This window comes from Pseudomonas sp. p1(2021b), assembly GCF_020151015.1.
In the GTDB taxonomy this organism is placed as follows: domain Bacteria; phylum Pseudomonadota; class Gammaproteobacteria; order Pseudomonadales; family Pseudomonadaceae; genus Aquipseudomonas; species Aquipseudomonas putida_K.
Genome location: NZ_CP083746.1, coordinates 4,656,864 through 4,669,230 on the forward strand (window position 1 = coordinate 4,656,864; position 12,367 = coordinate 4,669,230).

12 protein-coding genes are annotated in these 12,367 nt (G+C 65.0%); 5 read left to right on the top strand and 7 right to left on the bottom strand.

Going from position 1 to position 12,367, the window contains the following annotated elements; all coding sequences use genetic code 11:
* Nucleotides 1-100: 100 nt before the first annotated feature.
* The 6 genes from fba to tkt form a co-directional block, all read right to left on the bottom strand.
* The gene (fba, locus tag K8374_RS21630; RefSeq protein WP_084854068.1) at nucleotides 101-1,165 is read right to left on the bottom strand and encodes a class II fructose-bisphosphate aldolase; all 1,065 of its coding nucleotides are present in this window, start codon (nucleotides 1,163-1,165) and stop codon (nucleotides 101-103) included.
* 98 nt (nucleotides 1,166-1,263) lie between these two features.
* Nucleotides 1,264-1,593 (bottom strand): MliC family protein, encoded by a 330-nt coding sequence (locus K8374_RS21635; protein WP_084854066.1) that lies wholly within the window; start codon nucleotides 1,591-1,593, stop codon nucleotides 1,264-1,266.
* 159 nt (nucleotides 1,594-1,752) lie between these two features.
* On the bottom strand, nucleotides 1,753-1,968 hold the full coding sequence (locus tag K8374_RS21640; protein WP_224457141.1) for a hypothetical protein: 216 nt from the start codon (nucleotides 1,966-1,968) through the stop codon (nucleotides 1,753-1,755).
* Between the two features lie 32 nt (nucleotides 1,969-2,000).
* Nucleotides 2,001-3,164 carry a phosphoglycerate kinase gene (locus K8374_RS21645; protein ID WP_224457142.1) on the bottom strand — a complete coding sequence of 388 codons (1,164 nt, stop codon included), beginning with the start codon at nucleotides 3,162-3,164 and terminating at the stop codon, nucleotides 2,001-2,003.
* Between the two features lie 12 nt (nucleotides 3,165-3,176).
* Nucleotides 3,177-4,238: an erythrose-4-phosphate dehydrogenase gene (gene epd / locus K8374_RS21650; protein ID WP_224457143.1), complete on the bottom strand. Its 1,062-nt coding sequence runs from the start codon at nucleotides 4,236-4,238 to the stop codon at nucleotides 3,177-3,179.
* Nucleotides 4,239-4,388: 150 nt separating this feature from the next.
* Nucleotides 4,389-6,386, bottom strand: coding sequence for a transketolase (tkt, locus tag K8374_RS21655; protein WP_224457144.1), 1,998 nt, complete (start codon nucleotides 6,384-6,386; stop codon nucleotides 4,389-4,391).
* A 310-nt stretch (nucleotides 6,387-6,696) separates the two neighbouring features.
* Between tkt and K8374_RS21660 the strand changes: the two genes are divergently transcribed.
* From K8374_RS21660 to K8374_RS21680, 5 genes are all read left to right on the top strand, one after another.
* Nucleotides 6,697-7,689 carry an ArsR/SmtB family transcription factor gene (locus tag K8374_RS21660; protein ID WP_224457145.1) on the top strand — a complete coding sequence of 331 codons (993 nt, stop codon included), beginning with the start codon at nucleotides 6,697-6,699 and terminating at the stop codon, nucleotides 7,687-7,689.
* A gap of 19 nt (nucleotides 7,690-7,708) precedes the next feature.
* Nucleotides 7,709-8,899, top strand: coding sequence for a methionine adenosyltransferase (metK, locus tag K8374_RS21665; RefSeq protein WP_196145943.1), 1,191 nt, complete (start codon nucleotides 7,709-7,711; stop codon nucleotides 8,897-8,899).
* 197 nt (nucleotides 8,900-9,096) lie between these two features.
* Nucleotides 9,097-10,770, top strand: a complete 1,674-nt coding sequence (gene ligB, locus K8374_RS21670) for an NAD-dependent DNA ligase LigB (protein WP_224457146.1) — start codon at nucleotides 9,097-9,099, stop codon at nucleotides 10,768-10,770.
* 61 nt (nucleotides 10,771-10,831) lie between these two features.
* Nucleotides 10,832-11,227, top strand: coding sequence for a DUF1090 domain-containing protein (locus K8374_RS21675; protein WP_224457147.1), 396 nt, complete (start codon nucleotides 10,832-10,834; stop codon nucleotides 11,225-11,227).
* Nucleotides 11,228-11,353: 126 nt separating this feature from the next.
* Entirely contained in the window at nucleotides 11,354-11,749 is a 396-nt protein-coding gene (locus K8374_RS21680) for a DUF1090 domain-containing protein (RefSeq protein WP_224457148.1), read from the top strand.
* A 122-nt stretch (nucleotides 11,750-11,871) separates the two neighbouring features.
* Here the strand turns inward: K8374_RS21680 and K8374_RS21685 are convergent, their stop codons facing one another.
* A complete protein-coding gene (locus tag K8374_RS21685; protein WP_224457149.1) occupies nucleotides 11,872-12,318 on the bottom strand; it encodes a c-type cytochrome in 447 nt (148 codons plus the stop codon).
* Nucleotides 12,319-12,367 lie beyond the last annotated feature (49 nt).

Below are 12,367 nucleotides of genomic sequence, written 5' to 3' on the forward strand. Positions count from 1 at the left end.
CCCCATCGCGGCACAAGGCCGCTCCTACAGGAACCGCACATGCCTGTAGGAGCGGCCTTGTGCCGCGATGGGCTGCGCAGCAGCCCCAATGGACGCCAGATCAGTTGACCTTGGCAGCCAACTCGCCCTTGGCGTAACGCTGGAACATGCCTTCCAGGGAGATCGGCTTGATCTTGGAGGCATTGCCGGCAGTGCCGAAGGCTTCATAACGGGCGATGCAGACGTCACGCATGGCCTTGACGGTCTCGGCGAAGAACTTGCGTGGGTCGAACTCGCTCGGGTGCTGGGCCATGTAGCGGCGGATGGCACCGGTGGACGCCAGGCGCAGGTCGGTGTCGATGTTGACCTTGCGCACGCCGTACTTGATGCCTTCGACGATTTCCTCGACCGGCACGCCGTAGGTTTCCTTGATGTCACCGCCGTATTCGTTGATGACCTTCAGCCATTCCTGAGGCACCGAGGAGGAGCCGTGCATCACCAGGTGGGTATTAGGGATGCGCTTGTGGATTTCCTTGATGCGGTCGATCGCCAGGATGTCGCCGGTTGGCGGCTTGGTGAACTTGTACGCGCCGTGGCTGGTGCCAATGGCGATGGCCAGGGCATCGACCTGGGTCTTCTTGACGAAGTCGGCAGCTTCTTCCGGGTCGGTCAGCATCTGGCTGTGGTCCAGGGTGCCTTCGGCGCCGATGCCATCTTCTTCACCGGCCTGGCCGGTCTCCAGGCTGCCCAGGCAACCCAGCTCGCCTTCCACCGACACGCCGCAGGCGTGGGCGAACGCCACGGTCTGCTGGGTGACGCGCACGTTGTACTCGTAGTCGGACGGGGTCTTGCCGTCTTCCTTGAGCGAGCCGTCCATCATCACCGAGCTGAAGCCCAGCTGGATGGAGCGCTGGCATACGTCAGGGCTGGTGCCGTGGTCCTGGTGCATGCACACCGGGATGTGCGGGAACTCTTCGATCGCTGCCAGGATCAGGTGACGCAGGAAGGGGGCACCGGCGTACTTGCGGGCACCGGCCGAGGCCTGGACGATGACCGGAGAGTCGGTCTTGTCGGCGGCTTCCATGATGGCGCGCATCTGCTCGAGGTTGTTGACGTTGAAAGCCGGAACGCCGTAGCCGAACTCGGCGGCGTGGTCCAGCATCTGGCGCATGCTAATGAGTGCCATTGTGTATCTCTCTCCCGACAAGCGTCGTTGTTTCGTGCAAGCCTGCCGCAGGGGCGGTTGCTGTTCAAGTAGTGTGGGCCGCCTCGCGGCCCGGCCAGTCACGGTGCCTTGCAGCCCCGCCCAATCAGGTCGTTGGTTGCCACCCAGTACACCAGGCCTTCATCGCCCTTGGTGTGCAAGGCCAGCACGCCATCGCTGTAGAGCGCACCCGAGGCGCCCGGCTCGGACTTGAGCCGGTAGACCTGGTCGCCGCCGCCCAGACGCACGTCGACCGACTCCTGGGTGGCATCGGCGAAGCGCCAGAGCACTTCGGCCTGTGTGTCGCAGACCCAGCGGGTCCAATTGTCCGCCGGGGCGGGTTGCGGCGATTGCAGCAGCGAGCATCCTGCCAGGGTCGCCAGGGCCATCGAGGCCAGTAGCGCTTTCATTCAATTCCCTCGATTGGGGCTGCTACGCAGCCCATTGCAGCTTCGCCAGCTCCCACAGGGAAAATGTGTACCCTGTGGGAGCTGGCGAAGCCTGCGATGGGCGCACAGCGGCCCCCTGTTCAAGACCACAAAACAGCCCGCAGGTTGCCTGCCCCCCGATCAAGGGCACCCCGGCGCCTTGCGCTGGTGTTCGTCGTCGTACTTTTCCAGGCCTTCCGGGCCCATGCGCTTGTTGATCACCGGGGCCGTCTCCGCCTGCCACTGGGACTGGTAGCAACCGCCCCTGGGCGGCTGCGACGGCTCGCTGTCCGCGCCCTTGCCGGAGCAAGCGCCCAACAGCAGGGCCAGGATCATCACAGGCAATTGCTTGACCATCAGGTCGCTCCCTTTGCCAGGCGCCGTCATGCTCAGGCCTTGGCCCGTTCTTCCAGGATAGCAACGGCAGGCAGGACCTTGCCCTCGACGAACTCGAGGAATGCGCCGCCACCGGTAGAAATGTAGGAGATATCAGCGCCGACGCCATACTTGTCGATGGCCGCCAGGGTGTCACCGCCACCGGCGATGGAGAAGGCGGCGCTATCGGCGATGGCCTTGGCCAGCACCTGGGTGCCGTTGCCGAACTGGTCGAATTCGAACACGCCGACCGGGCCGTTCCACAGGATGGTCTTGGACGACTTGAGCAGCTCGGCGAACTGTTCGGCGGTCTTCGGACCGATGTCCAGGATCATGTCGTCATCGGCCACATCGGCGATGGACTTGACAGTGGCTTCGGCGCTCTCGGCGAACTCCTTGGCCACCACCACGTCCACCGGCAGCGGTACGCTGACCTTGGCGGCGATGGCCTTGGCGGTCTCGACCAGGTCAGGTTCGTACAGCGACTTGCCGACCTTGTGGCCGGCCGCGGCGAGGAAGGTGTTGGCGATGCCGCCGCCGACGATCAGCTGGTCACAGACGGTACTCAGGCTGTTCAGCACGTCCAGCTTGGTGGACACCTTGGAGCCGGCGACGATGGCGGCCATCGGCTTGGCCGGGGCCTTCAGGGCCTTGCCCAGGGCGTCCAGCTCGGCGGCCAGCAGCGGGCCCGCCGCAGCGACCTTGGCGAACTTGGCCACACCATGGGTGGAACCCTCGGCGCGGTGGGCGGTGCCGAAGGCGTCCATGACGAACACGTCGCACAGGGCAGCGTATTTCTGCGCCAGTTCGTCGGCGTTCTTCTTCTCGCCCTTGTTGAAGCGCACGTTCTCGAACAGCACCAGGTCACCGGCCTTGACCTCGACACCGTCGAGGTAATCGGCAACCAGCGGCACGTCGCGGCCCAGGGCCTTGCTCAGGTAGTCGGCAACCGGCTTGAGGCTGTTCTCGGCGGAGAACTCACCTTCGGTCGGGCGCCCCAGGTGCGAGCAGACCATCACGGCCGCGCCCTTCTCCAGGGCCAGCTTGATGGTCGGCAGCGCAGCCAGGATACGCGCATCGCTGGCTACCACACCGTCCTTCACGGGGACGTTGAGGTCTTCGCGGATCAGTACGCGCTTACCTTGCAGGTCGAGGTCGGTCATCTTCAACACGGTCATGAATGCAGTCCTTCAGGGCTGTTTGGTGCGGGTTTGGTGGACGACGCGCAGGAAGTGACCCGCGACGTCGAGCATACGGTTGGCGAACCCCCATTCGTTGTCGAACCAGGCCAGCAGGTTCACCAGGCGGGGGCCGGAAACGCGGGTCTGGCTGGCATCGACGATGGCCGAATGCGGGTCATGGTTGAAATCACAGCTGGCATGGGGCAGCTCGGTGTAGGCCAGCAGCCCCTTGAGCGGACCGTCCAGGGCAGCCTCGCGCAACACCCGGTTGACCTCGGCCGCGCTGGTGTCGCGGGCGGTCTGCAGGGTGATGTCCAGGCACGACACGTTGACGGTCGGCACGCGTACCGCTTTGGCCTGGATTCGCCCGGCAAGTTCCGGCAGCAGCCGCTCGATGCCACGCGCCAGACCAGTGGACACCGGGATCACCGATTGGAAGGCCGAACGGGTGCGGCGCAGGTCCTCGTGGTGGTAGGCGTCGATCACCGGCTGGTCGTTCATCGCCGAGTGGATGGTGGTGATCGAGACATACTCGATACCGAACGCCTGGTCCAGTACGCGCAACAGCGGCACGCCGCAGTTGGTGGTGCAGGAGGCGTTGGATACCAGGCGTTCGTCGCCGCCCAGACAGCCCTGGTTGACGCCGTAGACCACCGTGGCATCGACATCCGCTTCACTGGACATTGGTTGGGAGAACAATACCCGCGGCGCGCCAGCATCGAGGAAGCGCTGGGCATCGGCACGGGTGTTGTAGGCGCCGGAGCATTCCAGCACCAGGTCCACGCCCAGGGCGCCCCAGTCGATGCCTTCCGGGGTGGCGCTGCGCAGGACCTTCACACAGTCGCCATTGATGTGCAGGCAATCGCCATCGACCCTCACCTCGCCGGGGAAACGCCCGTGGGTGGAGTCGAAGCGGGTCAGGTATTCGAGGCTGGCCTGGTCGGCCAGGTCGTTCAACGCAACGATTTCGAAACCGGCATCCGCCCCGCGCTCGAACAAGGCGCGCAAGACACAGCGACCGATACGGCCATAACCGTTGAGTGCAACTTTGTAGGGACGCGGATGGGGCATAGGTGGCTCTTGAACTCCGGCGGTTGAACGGGGCCGCTGGGCGGCCCATTCGCGGCACAAGGCCGCTCCTACAGGGGACGACATGCGCAATACCCTGTAGGAGCGGCCTTGCGCCGCGAACGAGGGCCAAGGGCCCTCGCCTTGCCTGTATCAGTCTTCCAGCAGCTCTTCGGCAGTACCCAGGATGTTCTCCAGGGTGAAGCCGAATTCTTCGAACAGTGCCGAAGCCGGCGCCGACTCACCGTAGGTGGTCATGCCGATGACGCGGCCTTCCAGGCCCACGTACTTGTACCAGAAGTCGGCATGGGCAGCTTCGATGGCGATACGCGCGCCCACTTCCAGCGGCAACACCGACTGCTTGTAGGCAGCATCCTGGGCATCGAACACGCTGGTGCACGGCATGGAGACCACGCGGACCTTGCGGCCCTGCTCGGTCAGCTTGGCGTGCGCCTGGACCGCCAGGCCCACTTCCGAACCGGTGGCGATCAGGATCAGCTCAGGCTCGCCGGCGCAGTCCTTGAGGATGTAGCCGCCGCGGCTGATGTCGGCGATCTGCTGGGCGTCGCGTTCCTGGTGCTGCAGGTTCTGGCGCGAGAAGATCAGCGCCGACGGGCCGTCCTTGCGCTCCAGGGCGTTCTTCCAGGACACGGCCGACTCGACCGCGTCGGCCGGGCGCCAGGTGTCCAGGTTCGGGGTGCTGCGCAGGGCGGTCAGCTGCTCGATCGGCTGGTGGGTCGGGCCGTCTTCGCCCAGGCCGATGGAGTCGTGGGTGTAGACGTGGATCACGCGTTGCTTCATCAGGGCCGACATGCGCACCGCGTTGCGCGCGTATTCCATGAACATCAGGAAGGTCGCGCCGTATGGCACCAGGCCGCCGTGCAGGGCGACGCCGTTCATGATGGCGGTCATGCCGAATTCGCGCACGCCGTAGAACACGTAGTTGCCGCTGGCATCGTCGGCGCTCACGCCTTTGCAGCCTTTCCACAGGGTCAGGTTGGAACCGGCCAGGTCGGCGGAGCCGCCGAGGAACTCGGGCAGCAGCGGGCCGAAGGCGTTCAGGGCGTTCTGGCTGGCCTTGCGGCTGGCGATGGTTTCGCCCTTGGCGGCCACTTCGTTGATGTAGGCCTGGGCCTTCTCGGCGAAGTCGGCCGGCAGCTCGCCGCGTTCACGGCGCTTGAACTCGGCAGCCAGCTCCGGGTAGGCCTTGGCGTAGGCGTCGAAGCGCTGGTTCCACTCGGCCTCGAGCTTGGCGCCAGCGGCCTTGGCGTCCCACTCGGCGTAGATGTCGGCAGGGATTTCGAACGGGCCGTGGTTCCAGTTCAGCTCCTTGCGCGCCAGGGCGATTTCGTCGTTGCCCAGCGGCGCGCCGTGGCAGTCTTCCTTGCCCTGCTTGTTCGGCGAGCCGAAGCCGATGATGGTCTTGCAGCAGATCAGGGTCGGGCGGTCGCTCTTGCGGGCGGTCTCGATGGCCGTCTTGATCTCGTCGGCATCATGGCCGTTGACGTTGCGGATCACCTGCCAGTTGTACGCCTCGAAGCGCGCCGGGGTGTTGTCGGTGAACCAGCCGTGCACTTCACCGTCGATGGAGATGCCGTTGTCGTCGTAGAAGGCGATCAGCTTGTTCAGGCCCAGGGTGCCGGCCAGGGAGGCGACCTCGTGGGAGATGCCTTCCATCATGCAGCCGTCGCCGAGGAACACGTAGGTGTTGTGGTCGACGATGGTGTGGCCTTCACGGTTGAACTGGGCGGCCAGCACTTTTTCCGCCAGGGCGAAGCCCACGGCGTTGGCGATGCCCTGGCCCAACGGGCCGGTGGTGGTTTCCACGCCTGCGGTGTAGCCGTATTCCGGGTGGCCCGGGGTGCGGCTGTGCAACTGGCGGAAGGCCTTGAGGTCATCGATCGACAGGTCGTAGCCGGTCAGGTGCAGCAGCGAATAGATGAGCATCGAGCCGTGGCCGTTGGACAGCACGAAGCGGTCGCGGTCGGCGAATTTCGGGTTGCTCGGGTTGTGCTTCAGGTAGTCGCGCCAAAGCACTTCGGCGATATCCGCCATGCCCATGGGGGCACCTGGGTGGCCGCTGTTGGCCTTTTGCACGGCATCCATGCTGAGGGCACGAATGGCGTTGGCACGTTCACGACGGCTGGGCATCGCTGAGTCTCCTGGGGCTTGAAAAGGTGGTGAAACGAAAAAAGGCCGCCATTTTCGCCCACAGGCGGGGCCGGGGGCAATGACGGATGGTCGCAGTTGGGTATTTTTCCTATGTTTATGGCGTAAATCGGGACAAACCTGATGTCGCTGCCGGCCTGTTCGCGGGTAATCCCGCGCCGACAGCACGGTCTCCAGCTTGTGGGAGCGGGGTTGCCCGCGAACCGCCCCCCCTACCCGCCCGTCATTCAATATCAAAACTTTTTGATATTGGCCTTGCAGGGGCAACGATGCCTGTCTAGACTGCCGCACCATGAACCTGCGTGCGCAACCGATCCCCCAGCAAAGCGAAACCCTGGCAGCCCTGTGCAAGGCCAGTGGCGATGCCTTGCGCCTGAACGTATTGCGCGCCCTGGCCAGCGACTCCTTCGGGGTGCTGGAGCTGGCGCAGATCTTCGACGTCGGCCAGTCCGGCATGAGCCATCATCTCAAGGTGCTGGCCCAGGCCGAGCTGGTGGCCACCCGCCGCGAGGGCAACGCGATCTTCTATCGCCGAGCCCTGCCCGACAGCCTGCGCCTGGGCGGCCGCCTGCACGCGGCACTGCTCGAGGAAGTCGACGGGCTGGCCCTGCCGCAGGATGTGCAGGCCCGGATCGCCCAGGTGCAACAGCGCCGGGCGGCCACCAGCCAGGACTTCTTCCTGCGCGTGGAAGAAAAATTCCGCGCCCAGCAGGACCTGATCGCCGGCCTGCCGCAATACCGTGAAAGCCTCCTGGCCCTGCTCGACAACCTGAGCTTCGGCGCCGGGGCCACGGCCCTGGAAGTCGGCCCGGGTGATGGCGGTTTCCTGCCGGACCTGGCGCGGCGCTTCACCCAGGTCACAGCCATGGACAACAGCCCGACCATGCTCGAGCTGGCCCGCCAGGTCTGCCAGCGCGACGGCCTGGACAACGTAAACCTGCAGTTGGCCGATGCACTGGGTGCAACGGATGTGGAAGCCGACTGCGTTGTGCTGAACATGGTGCTGCACCACTTCAGCGACCCGGCCCTGGCCCTGCGCCTGCTGGCCAAACGGGTGAAAGCGGGTGGCAGCCTGCTGGTCACCGAACTGTGCAGCCATGACCAGGGGTGGGCGCGGGAAGCCTGCGGCGACCTCTGGCTGGGCTTCGAGCAGGACGACCTGGCCCGTTGGGCCCGGGTAGCGGGACTGGTTCCCGGGGACAGCCTCTATGTGGGCTTGCGTAACGGTTTCCAGATTCAGGTCCGCCATTTCCAGCGGACGACTGGCGACACTCACCATCGGTAAATTTTAGGAACCCGTCGAGATGAGCGAATACTCCCTTTTCACTTCCGAGTCCGTGTCCGAAGGGCATCCGGACAAGATCGCCGACCAGATTTCGGATGCGGTCCTTGATGCAATCATCGCCCAGGACAAGTACGCCCGCGTGGCCTGCGAAACCCTGGTCAAGACCGGTGTCGCCATCATTGCCGGCGAAGTGACCACTTCGGCCTGGGTCGACCTGGAAGAACTGGTGCGCAAGGTCATCATCGACATCGGCTACGACAGCTCCGACGTTGGCTTCGATGGCGCCACCTGCGCCGTGATGAACATCATCGGCAAGCAGTCGGTGGACATCGCCCAGGGCGTCGACCGCTCCAAACCGGAAGACCAGGGCGCAGGCGACCAGGGCCTGATGTTCGGCTACGCCAGCAACGAGACCGACGTGCTGATGCCGGCCCCGATCTGCTTCTCCCACCGCCTGGTCGAACGCCAGGCCGAGGCGCGCAAGTCCGGCCTGCTGCCATGGCTGCGCCCGGACGCCAAGTCCCAGGTCACTTGCCGCTACGAGAACGGCAAGGTCGTCGGCATCGACGCCGTGGTCCTGTCGACCCAGCACAACCCGGAAGTGTCCTACAAGGACCTGCGTGAAGCCGTCATGGAGCTGATCGTCAAGCACACCCTGCCGGCCGAGCTGCTGCACAAGGACACCCAGTTCCACATCAACCCGACCGGCAACTTCATCATCGGTGGCCCGGTGGGCGACTGCGGCCTGACCGGGCGCAAGATCATCGTCGACTCCTACGGCGGCATGGCCCGCCACGGCGGCGGCGCCTTCTCCGGCAAGGACCCGTCCAAGGTCGACCGTTCGGCCGCCTATGCCGGCCGCTACGTGGCCAAGAACATCGTCGCCGCAGGCCTGGCCGAGCGTTGCGAGATCCAGGTGTCCTACGCCATCGGCGTGGCCCAGCCGACCTCCATCTCGATCAACACCTTCGGCACCGGCAAGATCGCCGACGAGAAGATCGTGCAGCTGGTCCGCGAGTGCTTCGACCTGCGTCCGTACGCCATCACCACCATGCTCGACCTGCTCCACCCGATGTACCAGGAGACCGCTGCCTATGGCCACTTCGGCCGCATTCCGCAGCAGAAGACCGTCGGTGACGACACCTTCACCACCTTCACCTGGGAACGCACCGACCGCGCCGAGACCCTGCGCAACGCAGCCGGCCTGTAAGCGTCGCGCTTGCGCTGCCTGTGACGAGCCCCCGCCGAGCGATCGGCGGGGGCTTTTTTCATCCTGCATCGCCTGTTCCGCGCCAATCGCCGGCAAGCCCACAGAGCAACGAAACATCGTCTGACACCTTGATCGGGCACGCCCGATGGCAGCGGCCTAGGCTGAGCATTCGACGACGCCACGCACGGATGCCGGCCATGCGCTTCATGCTGTTCTTGCCCCTGTTGTTTTGTTCTTTCGCCCTCTGGGCCAATGCCTCCCCCTGCCCCGACTGGCCTGCGCAGCGCGCCAATGAAGAGGCTGCGCGGCTGGGCGAGGCCCTTGCCCGCTGGGACGATCACTACCACCGCCAGGGCATCTCCCTGGTCGCCGATGAAATCTACGACCAGAGCCTCCAACGCCTGCGCCAGCTCCAGGCCTGCTTCGGCCTGCCACAAGCGCACGCCCCGTTGTCTGGCGCCGGCGGCCCTGTTGCCCACCCGGTCGCACATACAGGCGTGGCCAAGCTGGACGACGAGCGCGCTGTGGCCCGCTGGCTCGACGGCAAGCGCAACGTCTGGATACAACCGAAGGTGGACGGCGTCGCCGCGACCCTGGTGTACCGATCCGGCCAGCTGGTGCAGGTGCTCAGCCGCGGCGACGGTGTGCGAGGCCACGACTGGAGCCGGCACATCGCACAGCTCACCGGCCTGCCGCGCCACCTGCCCGAGCCATTGGACCTGGTGCTGCAAAGTGAGCTGTACTGGCGCCTCGACCAACACGTTCAAGCCAAGGCAGGCGGCGCCAATGCCCGAAGCACCATGGCCGGGCTGATGGCCAGGAAGCAGTTGACCACTGCCCAAGGCGCAGGCGTCGGCGTGTTCGTCTGGGACTGGCCGAGCGGGCCGAGCAACCAGGGCGAACGCCTGGCTCGGCTGGCCGAACTCGGGTTCCCCGACAGCCAGCGCTACAGCGTCGCCATCGACGACATGGCGCAGGCCACCCATTGGCGCCAGCATTGGTACCGCTCGCCCCTGCCCTTCGCCACCGACGGCGTGATCCTGCGCCAGGACAGCCGCCCACCGGCCCACCGCTGGCGCGCCAAGCCGCCCTACTGGATCGCAGCCTGGAAGTACCCCTTCCAGCAGGCATTGGCCGAAGTGCGAGACGTGCACTTCAAGGTCGGGCGAACCGGGCGCATCACACCCTTGCTGCACCTGAGCCCAGTGATGCTGGATGAACGCCGGATCAGCGTGGTCAGCGTTGGGTCACTGGCACGCTGGCAAGCGTTGGACATCCGCCCCGGCGACCAGGTGGCGATCGCCCTGGCAGGCCTCACCGTGCCCAGGCTCGAAAGCGTGGTGCACCGCAGCACTGAACGACCGCCCGTCATGGCGCCGGACCCCAGCCAACATCATGCACTCAGCTGCTGGCGGCCGGACGCACCGTGCAAGCAACAGTTCCTCGCCCGCCTGGCCTGGTTGGGAGGGCGCCAGGGACTACAGATGCCAGGCGTAGGCGCCGCGACCTGGACACAGCTGGTCGAGCATGGCGCCGTCAGCGAGCTGCATGCCTGGCTCAGCCTGGAGCGCGAAGACCTGCTGGGCATACCAGGCATCAGCACGGCACGTGCGGAGCAGTTGCTGAAGGCCTTCTCGCAAGCAAGGCGCCAGCCTTTCGAGCGCTGGCTTCGAGGTTTGGGTGTGCCGGCGCCCAGCAGCCTGCAACTTGCGCCCGACTGGGCGAGCCTGGCAGCTCGAAGCGTCGAGCAATGGCGTGCCGAGCCCGGTATCGGCCCTGGGCGAGCAGCGCAACTGGTGGCATTTTTCACCGATGAATCGGTTGGCCGGGTGGCCGAACAATTGCGATCCCAGGCAATCGAGGGTTTCTAAATTCCTCGGATCAGGGCAGCATTTCCCTTTTCCGTTGCCCTGCCATCGAATGGAGTCCCCGATGAAACTGCTTTCGTCCCTTGCCCTGACTGCCTTGCTCGGCCTGGCTGCCGGCCCCCTGCTGGCCGTTGAAGAGCAACCTGGGCTGACCGGTTGCGCGGCCAAGCGCCAGGCCATCAGCGAACAGATCGAACAGGCCCGTACCAACGGCAACGCCGAGCAACAGGCCGGCCTGGAAAAGGCCCTCGACGAAGTCACCGAACACTGCACCGACGCCAGCCTGCGCAAGGAGCGCGAACAGAAGGTGCTCGACGCCCGTCACGAAGTGAACCAGCGCACCAAGGACTTGGACAAGGCGATGAAGAAGGGCGACGCCGAGAAGATCAACAAGCGCAAGGAAAAACTCGCCGAGGCCAAGAAAGAACTGCAGGAAGCCGTTGACGGGCTGGAGCGCTGATACCGCTGTAGTCGTAGGAATTTTCTGAAATCGATGCGGTAGTTCCGATCGGAGTTCACCTGGTAGCAGGAATGTAGGCACTATTCCCTACATTTTCTGTTGCTATTACTTCGAAAGGAAACCGCCATGAAACGACGCTCCTCCTTGGCGCTGATGATTGCCCTCGGCTTGGCCGCAAGCTCACTTCAAGCGGCGCAGCCCAGCCCAGGCCTGACCGGCTGCGCGGCCAAGCGCAGCGCCATCGAGAACCAGCTCGAATACGCCAGGAAGCACAACAACTGGGGCGAAATCCGCGGCCTGGAAAAAGCCCTGAAGGAAAACACCGAGCACTGCACCGACGCCGGCCTGCGCCAAGAGCGCCTGGCCAAGATCGAGAAAGCCAAGGCCGAGATCGCCGAACGCCAGGCCGACCTCCGCGAAGCCAAGGCCAAGGGCGATGCCGACAAGATCGCCAAGCGCGAGCGCAAGCTTGCAGAATCCGAGGCAGAGCTGAAACAAGCCGAGCTCGAGCTGGACAAGTGATCCTGTCAGGGGCTGCTGCGCAGCCCTTTCGCGGCACAAGGCCGTTACACCGATCGCATATGCCCGTAGGAGCGGCCTTGCGCCGCGAAAGGGCCGCAAAGCGGCCCCAACCCACCACCGCCTCAGTGGTTACGAAACTCCGTATGGCACGCCTTGCAAGCCGCCTCGACCTTGTCCATCGGCGCTTTCAGCCGCGCCCCATCGAGCGGCTGTTCACGGGTAGCGCCCACCAATTCACCCGTCACACGCTCCAGTTGCCGCGCCAGATCGTGGAAACGCGCCTGGCGCTCCCACACCTCAGGCCGCGCACTGCTGTCGCCTTCATCCTTGACCTGTGGAAAATGCTGCCAGGGTGCATGAGCCAGGCCATCGAGCTTCACGGCCCCTTCAGCGAAACGGGCACCGTCGAACGGCAGGCGCCCGCGCAGCATGCCGCCCATGTCCTCGCTGGTCTTGAGCATCTGCTTGAAGATCGCCTTGCGCTGGCCCAGGGGTGAGTTAGGATCGACACGGTCGCAAGCCGCCAGGGACAGGCCGGCCAACAGCAGAACGGTGAAACATTTCAACATCACGGTCACATTGGCAGAGGGAAAGGGCCAACAGTATCCTCGTCTGCTC

Excerpts from the sequence above, each read along its gene's own strand:
- epd (WP_224457143.1), bottom strand. The coding sequence starts at position 4,238 with ATGCCCCATCCGCGTCCCTACAAAGTTGCACTCAACGGTTATGGCCGT.
- K8374_RS21660 (WP_224457145.1), top strand. The coding sequence starts at position 6,697 with ATGAACCTGCGTGCGCAACCGATCCCCCAGCAAAGCGAAACCCTGGCA.
- K8374_RS21680 (WP_224457148.1), top strand. The coding sequence starts at position 11,354 with ATGAAACGACGCTCCTCCTTGGCGCTGATGATTGCCCTCGGCTTGGCC.
- K8374_RS21675 (WP_224457147.1), top strand. The coding sequence starts at position 10,832 with ATGAAACTGCTTTCGTCCCTTGCCCTGACTGCCTTGCTCGGCCTGGCT.
- K8374_RS21635 (WP_084854066.1), bottom strand. The coding sequence starts at position 1,593 with ATGAAAGCGCTACTGGCCTCGATGGCCCTGGCGACCCTGGCAGGATGC.
- metK (WP_196145943.1), top strand. The coding sequence starts at position 7,709 with ATGAGCGAATACTCCCTTTTCACTTCCGAGTCCGTGTCCGAAGGGCAT.
- K8374_RS21645 (WP_224457142.1), bottom strand. The coding sequence starts at position 3,164 with ATGACCGTGTTGAAGATGACCGACCTCGACCTGCAAGGTAAGCGCGTA.
- K8374_RS21685 (WP_224457149.1), bottom strand. The coding sequence starts at position 12,318 with ATGTTGAAATGTTTCACCGTTCTGCTGTTGGCCGGCCTGTCCCTGGCG.
- tkt (WP_224457144.1), bottom strand. The coding sequence starts at position 6,386 with ATGCCCAGCCGTCGTGAACGTGCCAACGCCATTCGTGCCCTCAGCATG.
- ligB (WP_224457146.1), top strand. The coding sequence starts at position 9,097 with ATGCGCTTCATGCTGTTCTTGCCCCTGTTGTTTTGTTCTTTCGCCCTC.
- K8374_RS21640 (WP_224457141.1), bottom strand. The coding sequence starts at position 1,968 with ATGGTCAAGCAATTGCCTGTGATGATCCTGGCCCTGCTGTTGGGCGCT.
- fba (WP_084854068.1), bottom strand. The coding sequence starts at position 1,165 with ATGGCACTCATTAGCATGCGCCAGATGCTGGACCACGCCGCCGAGTTC.